Annotated in this window: 21 protein-coding genes and 1 tRNA gene; 8 read left to right on the top strand and 14 right to left on the bottom strand. The window is 67.6% G+C overall.

What is annotated here, in order from left to right:
- Positions 1 to 378 (top strand): ClpP family protease (locus tag A5780_RS33755; RefSeq protein ID WP_197521943.1); only part of this gene is annotated, 378 nt, incomplete at its 5' end.
- A 49-nt stretch (positions 379 to 427) separates the two neighbouring features.
- Here the strand turns inward: A5780_RS33755 and A5780_RS33750 are convergent.
- From A5780_RS33750 to A5780_RS33730, 5 genes are all read right to left on the bottom strand, one after another.
- On the bottom strand, positions 428 to 919 hold the full coding sequence (locus tag A5780_RS33750; RefSeq protein WP_082857344.1) for a helix-turn-helix transcriptional regulator: 492 nt from the start codon (positions 917 to 919) through the stop codon (positions 428 to 430).
- Positions 920 to 1,079: 160 nt separating this feature from the next.
- Positions 1,080 to 1,526 carry a DUF5130 domain-containing protein gene (locus A5780_RS33745; protein ID WP_104364151.1) on the bottom strand — a complete coding sequence of 149 codons (447 nt, stop codon included), beginning with the start codon at positions 1,524 to 1,526 and terminating at the stop codon, positions 1,080 to 1,082.
- 10 nt (positions 1,527 to 1,536) lie between these two features.
- Entirely contained in the window at positions 1,537 to 1,815 is a 279-nt protein-coding gene (locus A5780_RS33740; protein WP_030512693.1) for a hypothetical protein, read from the bottom strand.
- A gap of 50 nt (positions 1,816 to 1,865) precedes the next feature.
- Positions 1,866 to 3,449, bottom strand: a complete 1,584-nt coding sequence (locus A5780_RS33735; protein WP_064911079.1) for a glycoside hydrolase family 13 protein — start codon at positions 3,447 to 3,449, stop codon at positions 1,866 to 1,868.
- A 131-nt stretch (positions 3,450 to 3,580) separates the two neighbouring features.
- The gene (locus A5780_RS33730) at positions 3,581 to 3,985 is read right to left on the bottom strand and encodes a globin (RefSeq protein ID WP_030512691.1); all 405 of its coding nucleotides are present in this window, start codon (positions 3,983 to 3,985) and stop codon (positions 3,581 to 3,583) included.
- A gap of 344 nt (positions 3,986 to 4,329) precedes the next feature.
- Here A5780_RS33730 and A5780_RS33725 point away from each other — a divergent pair, with 344 nt between their 5' ends.
- Together A5780_RS33725 and A5780_RS33720 are read left to right on the top strand one after the other, a co-directional pair.
- Positions 4,330 to 5,049: an HNH endonuclease gene (locus A5780_RS33725; protein ID WP_227462928.1), complete on the top strand. Its 720-nt coding sequence runs from the start codon at positions 4,330 to 4,332 to the stop codon at positions 5,047 to 5,049.
- Between the two features lie 117 nt (positions 5,050 to 5,166).
- Positions 5,167 to 6,108 carry an NAD-dependent epimerase/dehydratase family protein gene (locus A5780_RS33720; protein ID WP_063017511.1) on the top strand — a complete coding sequence of 314 codons (942 nt, stop codon included), beginning with the start codon at positions 5,167 to 5,169 and terminating at the stop codon, positions 6,106 to 6,108.
- A 15-nt stretch (positions 6,109 to 6,123) separates the two neighbouring features.
- Here A5780_RS33720 and A5780_RS33715 read toward each other — a convergent pair whose 3' ends face one another.
- The 7 genes from A5780_RS33715 to A5780_RS33685 form a co-directional block, all read right to left on the bottom strand.
- Positions 6,124 to 6,777, bottom strand: a complete 654-nt coding sequence (locus A5780_RS33715) for a hypothetical protein (protein ID WP_063017531.1) — start codon at positions 6,775 to 6,777, stop codon at positions 6,124 to 6,126.
- Between the two features lie 32 nt (positions 6,778 to 6,809).
- A complete protein-coding gene (locus A5780_RS33710) occupies positions 6,810 to 7,184 on the bottom strand; it encodes a thioesterase family protein (RefSeq protein ID WP_051755158.1) in 375 nt (124 codons plus the stop codon).
- A gap of 243 nt (positions 7,185 to 7,427) precedes the next feature.
- Positions 7,428 to 12,329, bottom strand: coding sequence for an NAD-glutamate dehydrogenase (locus A5780_RS33705; protein WP_064911077.1), 4,902 nt, complete (start codon positions 12,327 to 12,329; stop codon positions 7,428 to 7,430).
- 247 nt (positions 12,330 to 12,576) lie between these two features.
- Positions 12,577 to 14,253, bottom strand: coding sequence for an energy-dependent translational throttle protein EttA (ettA, locus tag A5780_RS33700; RefSeq protein ID WP_030517883.1), 1,677 nt, complete (start codon positions 14,251 to 14,253; stop codon positions 12,577 to 12,579).
- Between the two features lie 75 nt (positions 14,254 to 14,328).
- Complete coding sequence (locus A5780_RS33695; RefSeq protein ID WP_082857342.1) at positions 14,329 to 14,838, bottom strand: single-stranded DNA-binding protein; 510 nt, start codon at positions 14,836 to 14,838, stop codon at positions 14,329 to 14,331.
- A gap of 161 nt (positions 14,839 to 14,999) precedes the next feature.
- On the bottom strand, positions 15,000 to 15,950 hold the full coding sequence (locus tag A5780_RS33690; protein ID WP_082857341.1) for a threonine/serine dehydratase: 951 nt from the start codon (positions 15,948 to 15,950) through the stop codon (positions 15,000 to 15,002).
- Positions 15,947 to 17,983: a cytochrome c oxidase assembly protein gene (locus A5780_RS33685; protein WP_064911076.1), complete on the bottom strand. Its 2,037-nt coding sequence runs from the start codon at positions 17,981 to 17,983 to the stop codon at positions 15,947 to 15,949. The genes A5780_RS33690 and A5780_RS33685 overlap by 4 nt, the downstream gene beginning before the upstream one ends.
- 182 nt (positions 17,984 to 18,165) lie before the next feature.
- Here A5780_RS33685 and A5780_RS33680 point away from each other — a divergent pair.
- The 5 genes from A5780_RS33680 (at position 18,166) to A5780_RS33660 (ending at position 23,414) form a co-directional block, all read left to right on the top strand.
- Positions 18,166 to 18,239, top strand: a tRNA-Arg gene (locus tag A5780_RS33680).
- A gap of 328 nt (positions 18,240 to 18,567) precedes the next feature.
- Positions 18,568 to 20,394 carry a glycoside hydrolase family 15 protein gene (locus A5780_RS33675; protein WP_064906475.1) on the top strand — a complete coding sequence of 609 codons (1,827 nt, stop codon included), beginning with the start codon at positions 18,568 to 18,570 and terminating at the stop codon, positions 20,392 to 20,394.
- Positions 20,391 to 21,764 carry a glucose-6-phosphate dehydrogenase gene (locus A5780_RS33670; RefSeq protein WP_064911075.1) on the top strand — a complete coding sequence of 458 codons (1,374 nt, stop codon included), beginning with the start codon at positions 20,391 to 20,393 and terminating at the stop codon, positions 21,762 to 21,764. The genes A5780_RS33675 and A5780_RS33670 overlap by 4 nt, the downstream gene beginning before the upstream one ends.
- A 6-nt stretch (positions 21,765 to 21,770) precedes the next feature.
- Positions 21,771 to 22,298: a gluconokinase gene (locus A5780_RS33665; RefSeq protein WP_064911074.1), complete on the top strand. Its 528-nt coding sequence runs from the start codon at positions 21,771 to 21,773 to the stop codon at positions 22,296 to 22,298.
- A gap of 300 nt (positions 22,299 to 22,598) precedes the next feature.
- Positions 22,599 to 23,414, top strand: a complete 816-nt coding sequence (locus tag A5780_RS33660) for an enoyl-CoA hydratase/isomerase family protein (protein WP_064911073.1) — start codon at positions 22,599 to 22,601, stop codon at positions 23,412 to 23,414.
- On the opposite strand, the gene A5780_RS33655 is transcribed toward A5780_RS33660, so the two are convergent.
- Positions 23,396 to 23,815 carry a PPOX class F420-dependent oxidoreductase gene (locus A5780_RS33655; RefSeq protein WP_063017493.1) on the bottom strand — a complete coding sequence of 140 codons (420 nt, stop codon included), beginning with the start codon at positions 23,813 to 23,815 and terminating at the stop codon, positions 23,396 to 23,398. The genes A5780_RS33660 and A5780_RS33655 overlap by 19 nt on opposite strands.
- Before the next feature lie 49 nt (positions 23,816 to 23,864).
- Positions 23,865 to 24,425 carry a DUF2165 domain-containing protein gene (locus A5780_RS33650; RefSeq protein ID WP_063030408.1) on the bottom strand — a complete coding sequence of 187 codons (561 nt, stop codon included), beginning with the start codon at positions 24,423 to 24,425 and terminating at the stop codon, positions 23,865 to 23,867.
- Between the last annotated feature and the right edge of the window lie 53 nt (positions 24,426 to 24,478).

Genomic DNA, 24,478 nt, shown 5'->3' with positions numbered 1-24,478 from the left:
GATCTGTCGGCGAAGCTGGCGATCTACGACACCATGCAGCACATTTCGTCTCCGGTGGCGACCACGTGTGTCGGCCAGGCCATCGCGGTCGGCGCGGTGCTGCTGGCCGGCGGCGCGGCGGGCCGGCGGGCGATGCTGCCGCATGCGCGCGCCGTCCTGCATCAGCCGGCGACCCGCGGACAGGGAGCGATCCCCGATCTCATCATCCAGGCCGACGAACTCGTCCGGATGCGCGCCGAAATCGAGACGATCCTGTCCCGCCACACGGGCCAGGACGTCGCGACGCTACGACACGACACCGATCGCGACCGGGTGTTCACCGCGCAGGCAGCGGTGGAATACGGTTTGGCCGACACCATCCTCGGCGCCCGGACCTGACCGGATCGCGGTGAGCGCTCGCCGGTCCCCAGTGCGGCGCGGCGCGGACTCAGGCGGCGCGGGCGAACATGGTGGGGCCGGCCGGTGGGCGGGCGGCCAGCGGGCGTACCGGCGCCAGGCGAGTGGCACGCAGCAGGTCGGCGGCGATCTCCGCGGTCAGTTCGCCCAATGTGGTGCCGAGCGCACCGGCGAGCGCGGCGATCATCTCGCTCGAAGGTTCCTTGCGACCGCGTTCGATCTCCGACAGATACTGCGGTGAAATCCCGGCTCGGTTCGCCGTTTCGGTCAACGTCTCGCCGTGGTCGTGGCGCAGTTCGCGCAACCGTTCGCCGAGTACCTCACGCCACAGCGGTTCCCGGGCGGTGCGGGACTCCCGAGGCCGCCCGGGGCGCGACGGCACCGACCGCAGCACGTCTCGCTGCGGTCGAGGATCGGTTTCGGCCGGCGGTGCGGACTCTGCCGCAGTGTCCGCACCGGTCGAGGACGGGGACTCGAGGTCACGTCCGCCGGGGATCGAATGCAGTTGCGGATACTCGGCCATGCGGTGAGCCTACGGCCACCGGCGGGCCGGGACCGCTCGCTTACGCTCACAGCGTATTTCGGGTCGTCCGCATACAGCCGCACCCCTCCCCGGTCGTTCCGGGAAGGGGTGCGTGGCCCTGATGCGAACCGGCGCGAGCGTGCCGATCAGTGCGAACGAATCAGCTCGGGCGGCCTATCGCGGACGCCATCACGCGGACGGCGGAGACGACTCCGTCGATGAGCTGGCCCTGCCGCAGCGACGCGAGCGCCGCGGTGACGCCCAGCTGGCAGACCCGGTCGTTCACGCGGTCGGCGACATCGCGACCGGAACGAACCTCGACCGCCTTGTCGTTGGGCGAGACGGCGATGAGCACCGAACGTGCCGCCTCGGGGGTCGACGGAAACACCGCGTCGGCGCCGGCGGCGGCATCCACGCCCAGATCGCCGATGTAGATGTTGAACCGGACCTTGGTAGTGCGGGTCGCCTCGGTGAGGGTGTTGTCCATCAGCAGCCGCTCATGATCGTTGAACGGCGCTTCCTTGAACACGTCACCGGCTTCGTGCACGCCGGATACCCGGCCGCTGGGGGTGATGGCGTACCCGTGCGGCAGGGTGGACGGGTCCACCACAGGCCAATTAGAAGTTGCCACTTGCCCGGCCTCCGATCAGATCTGCCCCGGTGGATTCGATGGCCGCATGGTGCCCATGCGACGACTCAGCGACACCGTGACCGAACGCGGTCACCTCATCGGTCGCGCTCCACAGCACCGGCTCCGCGGTCCACTTCTTCCCGAGGTCGTAGTGGACCGGCTTCTCGCCGGGCAGCGGTTTGCCGAGGAACGACAGTCCGGCGATCACCGCGTAGATCACCAGCGGGATGCCGAGAAAGATCAGCACTGTTTCGAGAATGCTCACGGATCAACGGTAGACGATCGTGGTTTGCCGCTCCGCGCCGAGCCGTCGTGTCACACCAACCAGGCCGCGGACTCCGGTGCGAGCAGGCCATCGTGCAGCGGCACGCTCGTCAGCAGCACCGTGCCCGGCGGCAGTGCGATCGGGTCCGCGGAGGCGTTGAGCACACAGATCAGTCCGCCCGGCCGGCGGAAGACGAGACAGCCGGGCGGCCCGCCGAGCCAGTCGACGGTATCGCCGTCGAATTCGTCTCGGGTGCGGCGCAGTCCGAGGGCGGTCCGATACAGCGACAGCGTCGAGGCGGGCGATTCGAGTTGCGCCGCCACGGTGCGATCGGCCCACTCCGGCGGAATGGGCAGCCAGGAGGCGGGGCCCTCGGTGAATCCGAAGGGCGGACGCACCCCCTCCCATGGGAGCGGCACCCGGCAGCCGTCACGCCCGCGTTCGGTGTGCCCGGAGCGTTCCCAGACCGGGTCGGCAAGCACGTCCTCGGGCAGGTCGTCGACATTCGGCAGCCCCAGTTCGGCGCCGTTGTAGACGAAAACCGCACCCGGAAGCGCGAGTTCGACCATGATCATCGCCCGGGCGCGAGCGATGCCGGACGCGCCGCCGCCGTAGCGGGTCACCTCCCGCTCGATGTCGTGGTTGGACAGCGTCCAGGTCGGGACGGCGCCGACCTGCGCCACCGAGTCCAGCGAATTCTCCGCTGCCGCACGAATTTTCACCGCGTCGAACGGCGTCTCGGCAAGCCGGAAATTGAAGGCGAGGTGCAGTTCGTCCGGACGCACGTACTCGCCGAAGCGGACGTTGTCCTCGACCCACACCTCGCCGATCGACACCGCGTCCGGATACTCGTCGACCACCTTGCGCAGCCGACGGTGGATGTCGTGGACCCCCGGATTGTTGAAGCGCGGATCGCTGTCGTCGTGCACCAGCAGTTTCGCGTCGGCGTCCGGCGTATGGACCGCCGACGGGTCGGCGGAGAGGCCGACCGCGGCCACCACGGCCGGATCCATATCGGGCAGTCCGGGCGGTTTGGCCATGCCGTGCGCCACATCGATGCGGAAGCCGTCGACGCCGAGATCGAGCCAGAACCGCATGGTCTGCTCGAAGTCGGCGACCACCTCCGGATTGTCCCAGTTCAGATCCGGTTGTTCCGATGCGAACAGATGCAGATACCACTGTCCCGGCGTCCCGTCGGGCTCGGTGACGCGCGTCCACGCCGGCCCGCCGAAGATGCTGGGCCAGTTGTTGGGCGGTTGCGCACCGCCGGGCCCGCGACCGTCGCGGAAGATGTAGCGGGCTCGCTCGGCACTGCCGGGTGCGGCCGCCACCGCGGCGGCGAACCACGGGTGGCGGTCGCTGGTGTGGTTGGGCACCAGATCCATCGTCAACCGGATACCGCGTTCGTGGGCCTCGGCGATCAGCCGGTCCATCGTCGCCAGGTCACCGAAGAGCGGATCGATATCGCGCGGATCGCTCACGTCGTACCCGCCGTCGGCCATCGGCGACCGCATCACCGGACAGATCCACAGTGCGTCGACGCCGAGCAGTTCCAGATAGCCGAGCCGGTCGCGGATGCCGGCGAGATCGCCGATCCCGTCGCCGGAGGAATCGGCGAACGAGCGCGGATAGATCTGATAGAAGACCGCCGAACGCCACCACGGCGGCGTCGATTCCTCCGCGTGCCCGGCGACGACCCCCGCCGCGTCGAGCTCAGCCTGCTCCCCGGCCGATGACGATGTCACAGTCGTGTCCCCGGCTCGGCTCACATCGGGGAATTCATCAGCGAATTCGCGGCCATCTCCAGGTAGTCGAGCAGCGCACGCCGGTGTTCGTCGTCGAGAACGTCCGGCTCGATTTCGGCAATCGCGATATGCATGCAGCGCAACCACGCATCGCGCTGAAGTGGTCCGATACTGAACGGCATATGCCGCATGCGCAGCCGCGGATGTCCGCGTTCGTCGGAATAGGTGCGCGGGCCGCCCCAGTACTGTTCGAGGAACATGCGCAATCGGCGCTCGGCCGGGCCGAGGTCCTGCTCCGGATACATCGGCCGCAGGATTTCGTCGGCGGCCACCTCCCGATAGAACGCCGCGACGATCCGCCGGAACGTTTCCGCCCCGCCGACCGCCTCGTAGAACGATGTCGCCGTCTGTTCGCCGGAAGTCATCGACCCTCTCGATCTGCTCGCCTGCCCGTATCCGCCCACCATTGTGCCCGCACCGCCCGCGGACGGCCCACCCGTGCGGGAGCCGCCCGACGGTCACCGGCGGATCACGCGACGTTCAGACGACGGTCGCCGGAGGGACGGCAACACGGCAGATAATCGCCTCCGACACCGGTATCCGAGCATCGGATACCGAGCCGCACCGCGTCGACCACCGGCGATCCGCGTACCCGGCCCGAATTTCGGCACCGAAATCACTGTGCACACGGGCACGTTCCGTGGTCAACTTGGTGACAGTGTCTGCCGATCAGCACACGAACCGACCTAGCAGAATTCGGGGTCCATCAATGAAGCAGCGGCACGGCGCCCGGTCACACGAGGCGAGAACGCACCGACAACTCCAGCCCGCCGATGTCCACAATCGTGGGTCGGGGGCTACTCCGCTGCATATCCTCTCCGCATATTCCTCTCCGGGACATCCGTCCTCGTCACCGGGACGTTCGTCCCCGGGTGCAATCGCGCACCGAAATACCGAATCCGCAGCTACCGCCTGGGTGAAGAACCGGGTGCTGCTTCTGAATGCCACCTACGAGCCACTGACCGCACTGCCCGCCCGGCGGGCCATCGTGCTGCTGGTCTGTGACAAGGCCGATACCGTTCATCACAATCCCGAGGGCCCGGTCGTCCACTCCGCCGGCGCCTCGGTCGCGCTGCCGTCGGTCATCCGGCTGCGCAGCTACGTGCGGGTGCCCTACCGCGCCCGGGTCCCGATGACCCGGGCGGCACTGATGCATCGGGATCGTTATCGCTGCGCCTACTGCGGCGGAAAGGCCGAAACCATCGACCATGTCATTCCACGTAGTCGTGGGGGCGCGCATTCCTGGGAGAACTGCGTAGCCTCCTGCGCTCCCTGTAATCACCGCAAGGCCGACAAACTCCTGAGCGAGTTGGGCTGGACGCTCATGCACCCCCTGGTCTCGCCGACCGGGCCGCATTGGCGGTTGCTGTCGACCACGTCGGATCTGGATCCGGTGTGGTTGCAGTACTTGGGCGAGGGCGCTGCCTGACCCTTTCGCGGTGCAACGATCACAATAGTGAGCGCCGCTCTTGATTTCTCTACGGACATAGGGCAGACTCGTCCATGAACTCAAGAGCAGTGCTCACTGAAGTGATTGGAGCCCACAATGTCGGATCTGCATGTGGTCACCGGAGCCGGACCCGTCGGCACCACGATCGCCGAACAACTCGCCGCCACCGGCGTGACGGTCCGCATCCTGACCCGGTCGGGCAGCGGTCCGGATCATCCGCTCATCGAGCGGCGCCCGGTGGACGTCAACGATCGGCACCAGCTCGCCGCCGCGGTCGACGGCGCCACCGCGATCTACCACTGCATCCACGCCTCGCGATACTCCGCACGGACTTGGCGGGCGGAACTGCCCGGCGCCGAACAGACGATCCTGGACGTCGCCGGACGCGCGGGCGCGGTCGTGGTGTTTCCGGAGAGCCTGTACTCCTACGGCCCGGTCGACCGGCCGATGACCGAAGATATGCCGCGCACCGCCGATTTCGGCAAGCCGGCGATCCGCGTGCAACTCCTGCGCGCCCGCGAAGCGTCGCCGACGCCGACGGTCAGTGTGGCGGCCTCCGATTTCATCGGGCCGCATGTGCGGACCTCGCATGCCGGTGACCGCATGGTGCCGAATATCTTGGCGGGCAAGACCGTTCAGATCTTCGGCAAGGCCGATCTGCCGCATTCGTTCACCTATATGCCCGATCTCGCCGCCGCCATGATCCGGGCGGCCGCGGACAGCTCCGTGTGGAACACCTTCCTGCACGCGCCGACCGCCCCTGCCGTCACGATGCGCGAACTGGTCGCCGCACTGGCCGAGGCGGCTCGGATGCCGATGCCGAAAGTTGTTGCGCTGCCCGGCTGGACGCTGCGCACGGCCGGCGTCGTGAGCTCGATGATGCGGGAGCTGGCGGAGATGAACTACCAGTTCGAGCGGCCCTTCCGGCTCGATTCCACGGACAGTGAACGACTGCTCGGCCTGGCACCGACACCGCTGCCGGAGGTCGCGGCCGGAACGGTCGCGTGGTGGAAAACCGCTGTGGCGGAAGGAAAGTGAACGATGCGGCGCCGGTCACCCGGCCAGCAGCGGCCCGCTGCGACGACGGGCGACCGAGCCGTACCGGGCGTCCAGCCGCAGCCAGGTGCGGGTGGCGCGCACCCGCACGGTCTCGCTGGGCGCGATGCGCCGAGAGTCTGCTTCGCCTCCGGCGTGCGGAATGAAATCCATTGCGGTGAGCGCGAAGACGACTCGCATCGGCACCTCGACCCGCTCGTCGCCGCCGGTGACGGTCAGCACCGTCTGCTCCAGCAGCGAGGCCGGTGGGCCCTGCCCGCCACTGTGTTCGGCGGCCACCTGCGCGCCGCGTTCGGCGAGTTCGACCAGGCTCCGGGCCGGAACATCGTCGATATGGGCGAAGCCCACAGCAGGCGGCAGGGCGGTGCGCCAGGCCGAATCCATCGAATACCCCACCTCGATGCGCCCGTCGGCGCCGGGCCGCTCGAGTCCCGACAACGCGGCGTCGCCGGCGACGGTGACGTCCGCGACGTCCAGTTCGCCGACCACCGTGCGCGCGGCCAGTACCTCGAATCCGGTGGCCGTCCAGGCGGTGACGTAGCGATCGCCGCGGCGATGCAGCCGCACGACGGCAGCCGGATCCAGGCGGATCGCGTGGGTGAGAAAGGTTGCGAGATTCTCCCGCTCGGCGGGATCGGATATGCGCAGCATCGAACCGATGTCGTCCGTGAGTGTCGTCGCCGCTATTCGGCCCGCCACAGGCTCAGATAGTCCCGTTCGTCGTCGGTGAGCCGGCGCAGCCGCTGGGTGTCGATATCGAAGGCCGCGATCTGCGTGGTGGCGACGACGGCCGGCGGTGAATCCAGTGCCACGCCGTTCGCGCGGACCTCGTAGCCGATGGTGAAATCCACCGCGCGCAGCTGTTCGATCCACATCGCCACATCCAGCGGGGTGTCCTCGTGCCGGAGCTGGCCGCGGTAGCGGACGTGCAGATCTGCCAGCACACAGCCGGTACGCAGCCCGGCAGTGGGCCGCTCCCCCTCGAACAGCCACGGAATCCGCGCCTCCTCGAGCAGCGTCACCATGCGGGCATGGTTGATGTGCTGGAAGACGTCCATATCCGACCATCGGACATCGACCTTCGCGTGAAAACGTTTGGGCAGGACGACGGTGCCTCCCGCTCTGGGGGCTCCGTTCACCGAGCCGACACTGGTCACGCTGTTCACCTCCGATCGGATTACCGTCCCGCGCGCATCGTGTGGCGGTGCCGGCGCGGGCGGTCGAGCAAGCCGAAGTGGCGTCCGGCTCCGCGCCGGGACCGCTTCGGCTAACAAGTATGCAGTTCGCGGCGCAACCGCCGATCAGCGAGGCACCTCCGACTGGGCCCCCACCCCGCTGACCATGCTGCGGACCTGCCGCGCCGCCACCGAGAGGGTCGCCAGGTCGTGCGCTCCGGAGGCGAACAATTCCGACAGCGCCGCTCGCGCGCGGCCGAGCCGGGATTGGTTCTTCGACTCCCAGTACGCGATCTTCTCCTCCGCGGTCTCCTCGGGATCGCCGGCGGACAGCACGTCCAGGGTGAGCGACCGCAGTGACCCGTACATATCGTCGCGCAGGGCGAGCCGGGCCAGCGCGTGCCAGCGATCACCGCGCTCGAGATGGCTGACGGCCTGCAGCAGCCAGTCGATCTTGAGGTGCTCGTTGAGCGCGTAGTAGAGGGCGCCGACCTCCTCGCCACTGCGGTCGGTGATATCCGCGATATCGACGACATCGAGCAGCGGGAACAGGTTGAGCAGACCGAAGACCTCGGTGGCGAGGTCCTCCGGTACGCCACGCGAGACGATCTTGGCCGAAGCTTCGGACAGCGTGTCGAGGTGATGGCCGCGCAACCACCCCGGAACCTTCGGCGCGAGTTCGCGCACCGGACCGCTGTAGCGGTGGATTTCCGCACCGACCGCGACCGGCTGCGGGCGGTTGCTCAGCAGCCAGCGCGACGCACGGTCGAGGGTCCGCTTGGTTTCCAGCTCCAATTCGTCCTTCACCGCCGTCGGCACGTCGGCCGCGCGAATGCGCTCCCACAGCGAATGGAGGTCGAAGATCTGGCTGGTGGCCGCGAAGGCGCGCACCACATCCGTTGCGCTGGCGCCGATTTCCTCGTTGAGCCGGTGCGCGTAGGTGATGCCGCCGAGGTCGACCATCTCGTTCACCACCATGGTGGTGACGATCTCGCGGCGCAGCCGGTGGCGTTTGATGGCACCGCCGAATCGCTGCCGCAGCGCTGCCGGGAAGTACTTCGGCAACCGGGCGGCGAAATACGCGCTGTCGGGCAGATCGCTGTCGAGCAGATCGGCCTTCAGCGACAACTTCACATGCGCCAGGAGATTCGCCAGTTCCGGCGAGGTGAGACCGGTCCCCGCCTCGGCACGGCGCGCGAGTTCCTTCGTGGAGGGCAGAGCCTCCAGTTCCCGATCCAGACCCCGCCGCTGTTCCAGGTCCTCGATCACCCGCATGTGCACGTTGAGCATGCGCGGCGCCTCGGTGCGCGACATCCCCATCAGGAAGTTCTGGGAGACGTTGTCCCGCAACACCATTTCCGATACGTCGTCGGTCATCGAGGCCAGCAGCGGATTGCGGTCGCCGACCGGCAGTTCGCCGGCGGAGACGACCCCGTCCAGCAGCACCTTGATATTGACCTCGTGGTCCGAGCAGTCGACTCCGGCGGAATTGTCGAGGGCGTCGGTATTGCATTTGCCACCGAGTTTGCAGAATTCGATGCGTCCCAGAGCGGTGACGCCGAGATTGCCGCCCTCCCCGATGACGCGCACGCGCAGATCGCTCGCATTCACGCGCACCGCGTCATTGGACTTGTCGCCGACATCGCCGTTCGATTCCGTACTCGCCTTGATGTAGGTACCGATTCCACCGTTCCACAGCAATTGCACCGGTGCCCGCAGAATGGCCCGGATCATGTCCGGCGGAGACAGGTATACGACGTCCTCGTCGAGACCGAGGGCGCGCCGGATCTGCGGGCTCACCGGTACGGCCTTCACGGTGCGATCCCAGACGCCGCCGCCCTCGCTGATCAGCGAGGTGTCGTAATCCGCCCACGACGACCGCGCCAACCCGAACAACCGCTTCCGCTCCGCGAACGACACCCCCGCCACCGGATCCGGATCGATGAAAATATGCCGATGATCGAACGCCGCCACCAACCGAATATGCTCCGACAACAACATCCCGTTACCGAACACATCCCCCGACATATCCCCGACACCCACCACCGTGAACTCCTCACGCTGGGTATCGACATTCATCTCCGCGAAATGCCGCTTGACACTCTCCCACGCACCCTTCGCGGTAATCCCCATCGCCTTGTGGTCATACCCCGCCGAACCACCCGACGCGAACGCATCACCCAACCAGAAACCGTATTTCTTGGCGACGTCGTTGGCGATATCGGAGAATGTCGCAGTCCCCTTGTCCGCCGCGACCACCAGATAGGTGTCGTCACCGTCGCGGCGCACCACCCGCGCCGGCGGAATCACCTCACCGCTGGCGTGATCGACATTGTCGGTCACGTCCAGCAGACCGCTGATGAAGGTGCGATAGCACTCCACTCCTTCGCCCTGCAGGGCCTGGCGGTCGGTTGCCGGATCGCCACTGGGCGCCGGCGGGCGTTTCACCACGAACCCGCCCTTGGCGCCGACCGGCACGATCACCGCGTTCTTCACCGCCTGCGCCTTCACCAGACCCAGAATCTCGGTCCGGAAATCCTCCAGGCGATCCGACCACCGCAAACCACCACGCGCCACCGGGCCGAAACGTAGATGGACGCCCTCGACCCGCGGGGAATATACGAAGATCTCGAACTGCGGCCGCGGCCGCGGGAGCTCCGAAATCGCGTGCGGCTCGACCTTCAGCGACAGGTAGTCACGCGGCAACCCGTCGGCGTCGACGACGTAGTAGTTGGTACGCAGCGTGGCGGTGACGACACCGAGGATGGCACGCAGAATGCGGTCGGCATCCAGGCTCACGACCTCGTTGATCCGTTCCCGCACTGCCGCACGCAGCTCGTCCGCACGATCCGCGGAGGCCGAATCGGGATCGAACATGGCCTCGAACAGTCCGACGAACAGCTGCGCGATATCCGGCGAGGCGAGCAGAACGCGAGCGATATTGGCCTGACTGTACGGAAAGTCCGCCTGCTGCAAGTACTTCGAATAGGCGCGCAGAATCGACACCGACCGCCACTGCAGTCCGGCCCGTAACACCAACTCGTTGAGGGGATCGCTTTCCGCCCGGCCGTGCCAGAGGGCGTCGAACGCCTCGGTGAAGCGCTCGCGTAATCCACGTTCCTGCGCGTCGAGGAGATCGAGCCGGTCGGCGGTTTCCACCAGCTCCGCATCCATGTTGCGGTCCAACGACATTCGCAGCAGGTCGGGTCGGGCCTGCAAACCGAAATCGTAGATCCACGCCCTCCGGCCGTCGCCGAATTCGACCTCGTAGGGCCGTTCGTCGACCACCTCGACGCCCAGGCTCTGCAACAGTGGCAACACCTGGCTCAGCGAAATACCGCTGCCGACGTACAGAGTGAATCGCCATGACCCGGGCGCGGCGTCCGGCCTGCGATACAGATGCTGATCGATGGTCTCGCCGGCGAGGCGCTCCAGCCGCACGATGTCGGCCAGCGCCCGGGAAGGTCCGAAATCCTCCTTGTACCCGTCGGGCAGTGCGGCCGCATACCGTTGCACGACAGCGGGATCCAGCACGGTGGACCGAGCCACCTCGTCGCGCAGATGATCGTCCCAGGTGCGGCTGGCCTCGGCGAGCATATTCTGAATCCGCAACCGGTTGGCCTCGGAGGTATCGACCCGAGTGCCCGGTTCGGGCAGATGCACGGTGAAGTACACGCTGGCGAGCTCGTTTTCGGACACGCGCGCCGAGTAGTCGATCGATACACCGCCCAACTCGCGAACCAGGATGTCCTGGATCTCGAGCCGAACCCGGGTGGTGTAGCGGTCGCGCGGCAAATACACCATGGCGGCCACGAAACGACCGTAGGAATCCTGGCGGAGGAACAGCCGCACCTGTCGACGCATGCCCACGCTGAGCACGGCGCTGGCGGTCCGCCGCATCGTGTCGATATCCGAGGAGAACAACTCCGTACGTGGGAAGGACTGGATCACCTCGAGCATCGCCTGGCCCGAGAACGATTCGAGATCGAATCCGCATTGTTCGATCACGGTGCGCACCCGGCGCGCGATCACCGGAATATCGAGCACGTTCTCGTGCAGGGCGGCGACGGTGAACACACCGATGAACAGATGTTCGCCGACGACCGTGCCCGAGGCGTCGGTTTCCGCGACACCGATGAAATACGGATAGACCGAGCGGTGCACCGTCGCCGGGACCAGCCCCTGGGTGAGCATCAGCAGCGGACGCCGGCCGCCGTCGCCCGGAACCTGGAAGTCGGTCCCGACGTTGGGTCGCAGGACACCGAGGCAACTGTCCGGCACGACAACGGATTTCGCTTCCGCACCGGTCGCGGGGCGACGCTGGAAGCGGGCGTAGCCGAGGAGGGTGAAATGCCCGTCTGCCAGCCAGCGGAGCAGATGCGCGCAGTCCACCAGGTCCGTGACCGGGTACGGCGAGGATCCCGCATCCGCGGTCCGGATCAGCTCGCGGGCGAGGCGATCCTGCACCGCCCGCATCGCTTCGGTATCGCCGATGACCTGACGTACGTCGGTGAGCACATCGGGCACCTCGGCCTCGATGCGCTCGAGGACGTCGCGGCTCGTGGACGGATGCAGCTGCACGTGAATCCAGGATTCGCGCAAGCCGGTGACACCGTTGCCGTCGACCTCGTGCGGGGCCGCGGAATGCAGCCGTCCCTCGTCGTCGCGCATCACCTCGAAGATCGGATGGATCACTTCGCTGACGGTGGCGCCGATCCGGGTCAGGGCCGAAGCCACCGATTCGACGAGCAGACGCATATCGTCGGTGACCAGTTGCACCGCCGCCCCGATGCCGCTGCCGTCGTCGGGGTGGTACACCCGCACGCGCGCCGCGCCCGGGGGACGTTGCAGGCCCAGTTCGAGATGCCTTCGGAAGACCAGCGCCGAACTTCCGGTGATCGCACAGTCCACATCGCCGGCATCCACGTGACGGAAGTACGCCGATTCGAGCGTTGCGAGTTCTCCCCGCAGCGGCTCCGGCAGACTCTCCGCCCACGCTTTACTGGACAATTCGGACGAGACCGTCATTTTTTTCGCCAACTCCCTCGGATTCGGTTCCGCAACAAAGTGACGCCGGGGTCGAGAGTAGCTGGGTAGCCGAGGCGCCGGGGTGTATTCCTTCTAAACCCTCGGCGACGCTCAGCTACCTCGAACGGGCCGGTTGGTACGCCCGTGTTCGCAGCCTACGCCGAGACCCGGGTAGGCCGCGATGACGTTGCGCCCCTGAGAGATTGACGCACGTCCGGGTGGTCGGTCGACTGCGCGAGCCGAAAGGTCAGTCGCGAGTCAGCTTACGGTGAGTAACGCGGTGCGGACGGGCCGCCTCCGGGCCCAGGCGCTCGACCTTGTTGGCCTCGTATGCCTCGAAGTTGCCCTCGAACCAGAACCACTTGGCCGGATTCGAGTCGTCGCCCTCCCACGCGAGGATGTGGGTACACGTGCGGTCGAGGAACCACCGGTCGTGGGAGATGACGACGGCGCAGCCGGGGAAGTTCTCCAGCGCGTTCTCCAGCGAGCCGAGAGTCTCCACATCGAGGTCGTTGGTGGGCTCGTCGAGCAGGATCAGGTTGCCGCCCTGCTTGAGGGTCAGCGCCAGGTTCAGGCGGTTGCGTTCACCACCGGACAGCACACCGGCCGGCTTCTGCTGATCCGGGCCCTTGAAGCCGAAGGCGGAAACATAAGCGCGCGAAGGCATCTCCTGATTGCCGACCTCGATGTAGTCGAGCCCGTCGGAGACCACCTGCCAGACCGTCTTCTTCGGGTCGATGCCGGCGCGGTTCTGGTCGACATAGCTCAGCTTCACCGTGTCGCCGACCTTGACCTCGCCGCTGTCGGGCTGCTCGAGTCCGACGATCGTCTTGAACAGCGTCGACTTACCGACACCGTTCGGGCCGATCACGCCGACGATGCCGTTGCGCGGCAGGGTGAACGACAGATCCTTGATCAGCTGCCGGTCGCCGAACCCCTTGTCCAGGTGCTCGACCTCGACCACCACATTGCCCAGGCGCGGGCCGTGCGGAATCTGGATCTCCTCGAAGTCCAGCTTGCGCATCTTCTCCGCTTCGGCGGCCATCTCCTCGTAGCGACCGAGGCGGGCCTTGTTCTTGGCCTGGCGAGCCTTGGCGCCCGAACGCACCCAGGCCAGCTCCTCCTTGAGCCGCTTCTGCAGCTTCTGGTCCTTCTTGCCCTGAACCTCGAGTCGCTCGGCCTTCTTCTCCAGGTAGGTGGAGTAGTTGCCCTCGTAGGGGTAGGCCCGGCCGCGGTCGAGCTCGAGGATCCAGCCGGCGACATTGTCCAGGAAGTACCGGTCGTGCGTGACCGCGAGGACCGCACCCTGGTACTGGGCCAGATGCTGTTCGAGCCAGTTGACGCTCTCGGCGTCGAGGTGGTTGGTGGGCTCGTCGAGCAGCAGCAGATCAGGCTTGCTCAGCAACAGCTTGCACAGCGCCACCCGGCGGCGCTCACCGCCGGAGAGGTTGCCGACCGGCTCGTCCGGCGGCGGGCAGCGCAGTGCGTCCATGGCCTGCTCGAGCTGGGAGTCGATATCCCACGCGTCGGCGTGGTCCAGGTCCTCCTGCAGCTTGCCCATTTCATCCATGAGCTCGTCGGAGTAGTCGGTGGCCATGAGTTCGGCGATCTCGTTGAAGCGGTCCAGCTTCACCTTGATCTCGCCGAGGCCTTCCTCCACGTTGCCGCGGACGGTCTTCTCCTCGTTCAGCGGCGGCTCCTGCTGCAGGATGCCGACCGTGGCTCCGGGCGCCAGGAAGGCGTCACCGTTGTTCGGCTGGTCCAGTCCGGCCATGATCTTCAGCACGCTCGATTTACCGGCGCCGTTCGGACCGACGACGCCGATTTTGGCGCCCGGAAGGAAGTTCAAGGTCACATCGTCGAGGACGACCTTGTCGCCATGCGCCTTGCGAACTTTCTTCATCTGGTAAATGAACTCAGCCATGTAGGAAAGCCTATCGGTGTCGGAACCAGTGGGTCGAAACGGAGGACCGCGCGAGCGGAGCAGAGGTAACGGTAGTCATCCGGCGTCGGCGGCCGCCGCGGAGACCGGCTCGACCGTAGTCGATCCCTCGCCCGTGGCAGGTCCGGACTCGCCCGGCGGCGCCTGTGGCACCGCGTCGTCCCCTTCGGGGACAACGTGTAGGTCCGGGCCGGAGTTCCGGGCGCCGCCCCGCCGCAGCACCGGAGCGGCACAGCGGCCCAGGTCGGGCCCCAGCGCGGCGGCTCGCATCTCGAGATCGTGGCGTTGCACACCTTCCCTGGTCCGGTACTCGTTGGTGCGCAGCTGACCGTAGGCGATGATCGGATCCCCTCGACGGATGGACGCGTCGACCCCCTCCACCAGGCGGCGCCAGCAGGTCACCGTCAGAAACAGGGTGCCGCTGTCCACCCATCCGCCGGTATCGCGATCGAAGCGGCGAGCATTGCTGGCCATCCGAAAGCTGATCACCTGTTCACCACCCGGCAGGCTCCGCCGTACGGGATGTGTGACGACGGTGCCGATAACGGCGGTATTCGCCTCGTACATGGTTGTCCCCTTCGCGATTCGACTGCGCCCCCGTCCGCGGCGCCCTCGGCCGACGTGACCTACTCAGCGTCGCCGATGCCGCGACGCCTCACCAGCCCCGGATGCGAATATGTGGACAACTCGCCTGGGTGTGAACAGGCCCCGTTCCGGAGTCCACGTGGTCAGAGGTTGCTCACGTCCGTATTGGCGCCGCACAGCACGATCACCGGCCGCTCGCCGGGCTCCGGGACATAGGCCCCACTCTGTACCGCGGCCAGGGCGACCGCGCCCGCCGGCTCCACGACCAGCCGGAATTCCCGCCACAGATATTCGCGTGCCATCGCGATCGCGTCGTCGCCCACCAGGACCGAGCCGACGCCGTAGCGAATCGCGGTATCGAGCGCGATATCGCCGATCCTGCTGGCGCCCAGCGCATCCGCCGCGATGCTGTCGACCGGCACATCGACCGGGCGCCCCGCCGACAGCGCCGCGTACAGCGTCGGCGCGCCCTTGGGTTCGACGCCGATCACTCGTGAGCGCGGGCCGAGCGCGATCGCGATACCGGCCATCAGGCCCCCGCCGCCGACCGCCATCAGCACCGGCGGCCGTCCGCGCACCTGACGCTCGATCTCGAGCCCCACCACACCGGCCCCGGCAACCACCGCCGGCAGATCGTAGGCGTGCAGTTGCAGCGCGTTCCGCTCCGCGGTCACCGCGTCGGCGTGGCGTTTGGATTCGGCATAGGTCGTTCCGTGCCACAGCACTTCCGCGCCGTATCCCCACATCGCCGCGACCTTGGTGTGCGGTGCGGTTTCCGGGACGACGACGGTACAGGCGCGGCCGCGCAACGCGCAGGCCAGCGCCGCGGCGATCCCCGCATTGCCACCGGAGGCGATCACCACCGGCCGGCCGTCGTCCTCCGACTGCAGCAGCGCGTTGAGGCTGCCCCGCACCTTGAACGTGCCGCCGTACTGCAGATGTTCGAGCTTCAGAGTGACCTTGACCGGCCCCTCGGGACCGGCCACCTCGGTGTGGAATACGGGCGTGACCCGCACGTCGTTACCCAGCCGCTCGCGGGCGGCCCGGATATCGGCGCGAAAAAGGCGCGGAATCTGCGCGGGCGCCTCGGTCACGGTTTCACCTCGCGGTCACGTTTGGCCAGTTCGGCGAACATGGCGTTGTGCGCGGCGAGGGCGGCGTCGTGGTCGCGCTCGGCGGCCCGGTCGAAGCGCTTGGCCGTGCGGTTGTCGCTGCGCGACCACTGCACCAGCAGCGCCAGCATCACCAGGACCAGCGGAATCTCACCGCTGGCCCAGGCCAGCCCGCCGCCGGTGCGCTGATCGCCGAGCAGATCGGTGTTCCAGCTCAATCCGAGCCCGCGATAGAACCACTCGCCCATCACCGTGGTCATGCTCATCAGCGCGACGCCGAAGAAGGCGTGGAACGGAAGCGATCCGAACACCATGCCGACCTTCGTGAGCGGCTGGACCTGGCGCGGTTTGGGGTCGATACCGAGAACGACCCAGTAGAACAGGTAGCCCGACACCAGGAAGTGCAGATTCATGGCCAGATGGGCGCCGTGCTCGCCGACCACCGCATCGAAGATGCCGCCCAGATACAGCGCGTAGAAGCCGAGGATGAACAACGCCGCAGCGACAGCCGGCTGGGTCAGGAAACGCGAGACCGGGTTGTGTACCGCGGCCAGCACCCATTCCCGCGGCCCGGGCGGTGCGTCGCGGCCGGCGGCGGGCAGGGCGCGCAGAGCCAGCAGCACCGGGCCCCCGAGTGCGAACAGCACCGGCGCGAGCATCGACAGCAGCATGTGCTGGGCCATATGCACGCTGAACATGGCCGGGGCGTACCGGCCCACCCCGGAACTCGTCGCGATCAGCAGCACCGCACAACCGCACAGCCACGCCACGGTCCGCCCCACCGGCCAGGCGTCGCCACGTGCGCGCAGGCGCCGCACGCCCACCAGATACAGCACCGCCAGCACGATGGCGAGGGTGCCGAACATGATGTCGAAGCGCCAGTCGAACAGGATGCGGCCGACGGTCGGCGGCCCGGCGAGGTTGTAGCCGAGTTCGACCTCCGCGGGCGAGGGCACCCGTTTGAGATCCGGCGGCGGGGTGCGGCCGAGCCCGACAGCCAGGCCGATCGTGGCCGCGAAGATCAAGATCTCGACTCCGGCGTAACTGATCAAGGCCGAGCGGTCGCGGGGATTGTCCGCCAGCGCCGGAAGGGCGCGGCGGCGCTGGAGGAATCCGGCGACACCGAGCAGGCAGAGTGCGACCGTTTTCGCGATCACCAACCGGCCGTAGGTGGTGGTGAACAGTTCGTCCCACGGCACCCGCACCCAGGCGTTGAGCACACCCGACACCGCGACGACCGCGAACGCGCACGTCGCCACCAGGGAGAATCGTCGTGCGGCGAGACCGGTGTACTTTCCACCGCGCATGGCATAGGCGAGGACCGCGAACAGTCCGCCGACCCACACGGCCATGCCGACCAGATGCAGGATCAGGCTGTTCGTCGCCACATCGTGGGCGCCACCCGACGACGAATGTCCGGTCAGCGCAACCGGAATCAGGCACAGCAGCGACCAGGCGAACAATACGGGTGTCCAGCCCCAGCGCAAGGCCAGCCGGCAGCCGATGGCGAGCAGAATCGCCATGATCGCGGTGGCGCGCCAGGATCCCGCGACATCGACCTTGCCGATGGCATGCCAGATCTGATCGGGCCGCAACACCGAGCGCACGGGCTGGCCGGTGGTGTCCGACAGCGTCAACGGCACCAGCAGAGCCGAGGTCACCGCCCAGGCCAGCGCCGCGATCCCGGCGCGACGCAGGGCCCGGTAACCGCCGACATCGAGCAGACCATCGCGCTGCGGTGGGCACAGGAAGGCCGCGAACAGCAGCGACCCGACCGCGATCGCGGCCGAGAAATCGGCCACCGCCCGCACTGCGGGCAGGCCGTAGGTAGTCAGCGGGCCGGGGTCGGGAATGCCGAGCAGAGTCAGCGCCTGCGCCGCGGACAGACTCACCACGATCGGCGCGACCAGCGCGGTCAGACCTACCGCCACCACCGCCAGCACCGGGAACGCCGTCGCCTCCGGCCGCACGGCCTGGGGGTCGGCTTCGACGGGCGGGTCCTGCGGTGACGACATACTATTCAGCGTAGTTGGCGGCCCACCTCACAGCCTTCCCGGCCCGAATCCGCCCCGCTCGCTGTGACGAGGGCGACAGTCGTCCACGGCGTTGTCGATGACCAGCACCGATCTGGACGCTCGCTATAATCAACTCGCTGGACACGCTGCCCTAAACCGGGCATGGTGTTTGGTACTGCCATGCCTCCGTAGCTCAGTTGGATAGAGCAAGGGCCTTCTAATCCCTAGGTCGCAGGTTCGATTCCTGCCGGGGGCGCTTTACCACTCTGACCTGCGTATATTCCGGGTTGGACTGTGGTTACCCACTCGCTTCGACGGCTAAACACCCAGGAATTTTTGCGGAAGGTCGGTCGCCGGGCGAGCCTCGCACGCCGACGGGCAGTCAGCACCGCATCCCACACCCCCGAGCCTCCGGCCGCCCTTCGGCCTGTGCGTCCCGCCGGGAAAGCCTGCGTTAGCCAGCCAGTCGATTATTCGTGGTTTCAGGCAGGTATCGGCCGCTCTGTTCCGGTTTCCCACCGGATGCCAGCTGATAGCCTTCCCTCTAGTTGTCGCCGGGCGTTCCACTCGTGGAAGGGGGTGGCGTGCACGATCCCGATCCACCGTTCCGGCCGATCCACCGGAGCGACGGGTATCTCCCGCTGGAGGACTACGGTCTGATCGGAGACGGTACGACGGCCGCGCTGGTCGGGATGGACGGTTCGATCCCGTGGCTGTGCCTGCCGCGCTTCGACACCCAACCGCTGTTCTGCGGGCTGCTCGACCATGCCCGCGGCGGCCACTTCACCGTCGCGCCGGCCGATCCTTTGGAAGGTCGCCAGCGCTATCAGCCGGACACCGGCGTGCTGGAAACCGAATTGCGCAGCGCCACCGGCGTTCTCCGAGTGACCGACGCCATGGTGGTGCGCCCCGGCTCCGATCTCGGCGACGACGCGCCCGCCGATCGCTCGGAACTGGTTCGCTCCGCGATCGTCGTCAGCGGGCACGTCCGGGTGGCGGTCGAGATCGCGCCGCAGGGGGGTGCGCAGTTGCGGCCGGTGCTCAGCGGGCTGGAGATCCGGGTCGCCTCGCAACCGAACCTGCGGCTGCATCTGCGCGCCGACCGGCCGCTGGACGGCGTGCACACCACCTTCGACCTGGTCCAGGGCGAGCGGCTGGAGCTCGTGCTGTCGTGGGGGCGCTTCCACCGCCACCATCGCTTCGACGCCGCGGCGATGCTGCGCCACACCGCCGACGCCTGGCGCTCGTGGATGCGGACGTGTGTCTACGACGGTCCCGAGCAGGCACTGGTCCGGCGCTCCGCGATCACGCTCAAACTCTGCGACCACTGGGTGAGCGGATCCGTCGTGGCGGCACCCACCTCGTCGCTGCCGGCGCCCATCGGCGGCGTCCGCAACTGGGACTATCGCTACGTCTGGATCCGCGACGCGTCGTATGCCGTCTATGCCTTGCGCCGCATCGGTTTCCGCAACGAGGCCGACGCCTTCCTGGGCTGGGTGCTCGACGCGTTCGAGCGCAGCGGCGAGCCACGCATCATGTACGACATCGACGGCGATCCGGTTCCGGACGAGATGGTGGACACCGGCCTGGAGGGCTACCGCGGAAGCGGGCCGGTGCGCTGGGGCAACGGAGCCACCGACCAGCGCCAGCACGACGTCTACGGCGAGATCCTCGACTGCGCCGACCAATGGCTGCGCACCGGCGGTGAGTTGCAGCCGCTGCTGTGGTCGAATCTGTCGGATCTGGCGGAGGCCGCGGGCCGATCGTGGCAGGAGCCGGACCAGGGCATCTGGGAAGTGCGCAGCCCGGGCCGGGTTTTCACTTATTCCGCGGCGCTGTGCCAGGTGGCACTGCACCGCGCCGCGTCGATCGGGGAACGATTCGACCTGCCGGGTCCCGTCGCGATGTGGCGCAGTACCGCGAACGAGATCCGCGAGGCGATCCTCAAGAACTCGTGGGACGAGCGGGCCCACACCCTCAGTGCCCATCTGGACGGTGGCGGCGAGTTGGATGCGAGTTTGCTGGCGCTGCCGCTGCGCCGCGTCGTGCCCGCCGATCATCCACGCATGACGGCGACGACCGAGGCGGTGGCCGATCGGCTCGGAGCCGGCGACGGACTGCTGTATCGCTACCTGCACGACGAATCACCGGACGGCCTGCCCGGCAACGAGGGCGCGTTCGTCCTGTGCAGTTTCTGGATGGTCGACAACCTCACCGCGCAGGGACGGCTCGAGGACGCCGAGCGGCTCTACACCTCCCTGTGTGCCCGCGCGAGCACCGTCGGCCTGCTCGCGGAGCAGATCGACCCGACGACCGGCACGTTCATGGGTAATTTTCCGCAGGCGTTCAGTCATATCGGCATCATTTCCAGCGGGGTGAAACTCGCGCGAGCGAAGGCAGGTGCGACATGATCACGCGTCTGGCCGTCTTCGGCGGCACCGGTGATCTCGCTGGGCGCTACCTCTTGCCGGCCGTGGCCGCCCTGTTCCAGGCCGGGCATCTGGACAGCCGTTTCGAGATGGTGTGCGCCGATCGCAAGGGCCGCAGCGACGAAGAGTTCCACGAGTGGGTGGTAGCCCAACTCGAGGACCATGCCGCGGAGGCGCCGCCCGACGCCCGGAAGGCGGTCGCCGCCGCGACGCGGTACCGCAGGGCCGACATCCAGAACGCCGACGAGGTGGCGGCGGCGATCGCCGGCGACGGTCCGGTGGCGGTCTACCTCGCCCTGCCCCCGGCGGTGTTTCCCGCCGCGATCACGACCCTGCACGAGGTGGGACTGCCCGCAGGCAGCGGGATCGTGCTCGAGAAACCGTTCGGCGAAGACCTCGACAGTGCCGAGAAACTGAATCGGCTACTGGCCGATCTGGTGCCCGAGCGAGCCGTCTTCCGCGTGGACCACTTCCTCGCCATGACCACGGTGCAGAATCTGCTCGGCAGCAGGCTGGCCAATCGCGTCCTCGAATCCATTTGGAACAGCGCGCATATCGCCAAGGTGGAGATCGTCTGGGACGAAACCCTCACCCTCGAGGGCAGGGCCGGATACTACGACCACGTCGGCGCGCTCAAGGACATGGTGCAGAACCATCTGCTGCAATTGCTGTGCCTGATCGCCATGGAACCCCCGATCACGCTGTCCGAACGGGACCTGCGCGACCGCAAGGTCGATGTGCTGCGCTCGGTGCGTCCGCTGACCGATGCCGATGTCGCCGCCCGCACGCGTCGCGGACGGTATCTCGCGGGACGGATCGGCGATCGCGACGTTCCTTCCTACGTCGACGAGGAGGGCGTCGACCCGCGTCGCCGGACCGAGACCTTCGCCGAGGTCGAACTGACGCTGGACAGCTGGCGGTGGTCGGGAACGACCTTCGTGCTCCGCAGCGGCAAGGCACTCGGGACCGATCGGAACGAGGTCGCCGTCCATTTCCGCCCGGTCCCGCATATGCCCTTCGGCCATCAGGGAACGCCGGAGCCCAATGTGCTGCGGTTCGGGCTCGACCCCGAAAGCCTGTCGCTCGGTCTGACGGCCGTCGGCGCCACCGCCGGGACCCTGGTGCCGCTCACTCTGACCGCTCAGGTGCAACCGCCGGAGTTGCCGGCCTACGGCAGGCTCCTGCTCGACGTACTGAACGGTGACCCGGCCCTCTCGATCCGCGCGGACGAGGCCGAACAGGCCTGGCGCGTGGTGACTCCGATCCTGTCGGCGTGGTCGCGCGATGTGGTGCCGCTCGACGAGTATCCGGCCGGGTCGCAGGGACCGGCCGGCGCCGATCACAGCGAATGATCACCTGTGCCCGCGCAGACGCCCCGCCGGACGGTCCCGCCCTGCGTCGTCGTGACCGGAGTGTCGGGAACCGGCAAGACCACGACGGCCCGGCTGCTCGCCGCACGGCTCGACCTGCCGTTCGCCGACGCGGACGACTTCCATCCGCCGGCCAATATCGCCAAGATGACCGCCGGCATCGCGCTGAGCGACGCCGATCGCGAACCCTGGCTGATGTCGGTGAGCCACTGGCTGCGCGACCGCCATCTCCGCGGAGACGGCGGCGTGGTCGCCTGTTCGGCGCTCAAACGCCGCTACCGCGACATCCTGCGCTCCGCCGCGCCGGAGACCGTCTTCCTGCTCCTGGTCGCCGACCGGGAAACCCTCAGCGAACGCATCTCCCACCGCCACGGCCACTACATGCCGGTGTCGCTGCTCGAATCCCAGCTCGCGACACTCGAACCGCTCGAACCCGCCGAACGCGGCCTCATCCTGCACGCCGACCGGCCGCCGGACGCCGTCGCCGACCAGGCCGTCGCCTTTCTGACCGGATGATCTCGTCCCGCGCGGTGAGCGATGCTCGAAACTGTCCCCGGAACGCCTGCGGCCCACCACATCCGTGATGTGATGGGCCGGGTTGTGTCGTGATGGGTGGTCAGCCCGCGCTACCGCTGGCCCCCAGCGCAGCCAACATGTCCACGAGCACAGTCAGAAAGTCCATTCGGGTCTTACCTTTCGATCAGCGGAGGGTGCCAGCATGCATGCCCAACGTTGCCGCAAGGTTATGCGCCGGTGAAGTCGAGTCGCCCGGGTGAGAATGGAATATCCAATAAGTGAGATTGATATTCTTACTCCATGACTGACGATCTCGGTGCGGCGGGGCTGCGATTCGAGCGCGACGGCGTGATCGGATGGTGCGTGATCGACCGGCCCGCAGCACGCAACGCGCTGACGCCGGCGATGTATTTCGGCATCAAACGTGCGGTGCACCTGGTCAATTCGGATCCGAATCTGGCGGCGTTGATCATCACCGGGACCGATGACGTGTTCGCGCCGGGCGGCGACCTGGGCGGGCGCGCCGAGCCCGGGGATGCGTTGCCGCCGGAGCTGTCGGGTCAGGATGTGCTGCCCTTCCTCGCCATCCGTGACAGCCGCGCTCCGGTGGTGTCGGCGGTGAACGGGATCTGTCAAGCGGGCGGTCTGCTCATCGCGATGATGTCCGATATCACGGTCGCCAGCGAGCGGGCGGTGTTCCGGGTGCCGGAGCTACTGCGCGGCATTCCCGACGCCACCTACGCCGCGGTGCTGCCCGCCCATGTCGGCGTGGCGGTGGCTCGGGATCTGCTGTTGTCGGCGCGGCGATTCGACGCGGACGAAGCGCGGCGACTCGGCGTCATCAGCCGGGTGGTGGCGCACGAGCGGCTGCGCGAGGAGGCCGTCGCGGCCGTCTCCGAAATCCTGCAGACCGCACCGCAGGCCCGCGCCCAGGTGAAACGCATGCTGAACGAGCGCTACGGCAGCATCGACTATCAGACCATGTTCCTTGCCCTGGAAACCTCGCCGGAACCGCGGGAGGGAATGCGTGCCTTCATGGAAAAGCGCGCGCCGCAATGGATTCCTGAGGGTCTGCCCACGTCCGGCGAGCGCAGGCCTCAGGGCAGCATGCCGTAGGCGCGGGTGGGACGCAGACGCGCGATCACCCGGCGGTCGGCGACCATCGCGCGGCGATAGTCCGCCCAGTCCGGATGCTCGCCGCTGAGCGCCCGGTAGTAGGCGATCAGCTCCTCGACGGTGGCGTCGTCGGCGGTCGCGGCCACCGGGGTCAGTTCGACATCGGCCTCCAGGACGGCGTAGCCCCAGAAGTCGTCACGGGTGACGTGCAGGGCCGCCCACGGCTCCCGGCGCAGATTGGCGTATTTGGCCCGGTCCGCCGTGATGGAGATCCGGATGATGCCGTCGGGGGCGACCCAGTGGGTGACGTTCGACAGCTGTGGACGCCCGTTGCGGCGCAGGGTGGTCAGGACGGACCGCGAGGTCGTACGGGCGAAGTCGAGCGCGGTGTCGAGTTCCATACGCGCTGCAACCCCGGCCGCGCGGACACTGTTCCCGCACAGCCGCAACTCATTCCGACGGCGCGGCGGCACGCGGCGCCGAGTCGGGCAGATGTACCAGCACCAGGCCGATGCCCGCGATCAGGAAGTTCTGCAACGCCGCCGAGGAGGCGTTGACCTCCTTGTTCGCCCACATCCGGAACCACTCCCCGCCGACGGTCAGGAACGCCCCCGCGAACAGCAGCACCGCCATCGTCCAGCCGATACTGGACAGCTTCGCCGCGGTGCCGGGTCGCACCGGCACCCGGCGTGGCCGCCCGCTCAGCTCCCGCAGCCAGCAGGCCGCGGCGACGAGCAGCACGAGAGCGATCGAGAACTCCCAGATCACCACGAGGATGTAGACGACGAGCGCGATGTCGCCGTTGGTGAGGGCACGCCAGTCGGTGCCCGGATTGTGGATCGTGGCCCGCATCGAAAGCACGGCGGCCACGCCGCGGCGATTGGTGACGGTGTCGGTGCAGTTGGTGATCGCGACGAACAAGTAGTAGAAGCCGGTGATCGTCGCGAGTACCGCCACCGCCGTCCGTCGGCTACCGAGCACGTCGAGAATTCCCGCACCGCCGATTCGCATGATGCTTACCTAAACGGTTCGGCGAAACCGCGTCAACCGCAGCGGCTTCCCAT

This window comes from Nocardia sp. 852002-20019_SCH5090214 (assembly GCF_001665865.1).
In the GTDB taxonomy this organism is placed as follows: domain Bacteria; phylum Actinomycetota; class Actinomycetes; order Mycobacteriales; family Mycobacteriaceae; genus Nocardia; species Nocardia nova.
The sequence above is the reverse complement of the archived record's forward strand: the minus strand, read 5'-3'. Positions and strand labels throughout refer to the sequence as shown.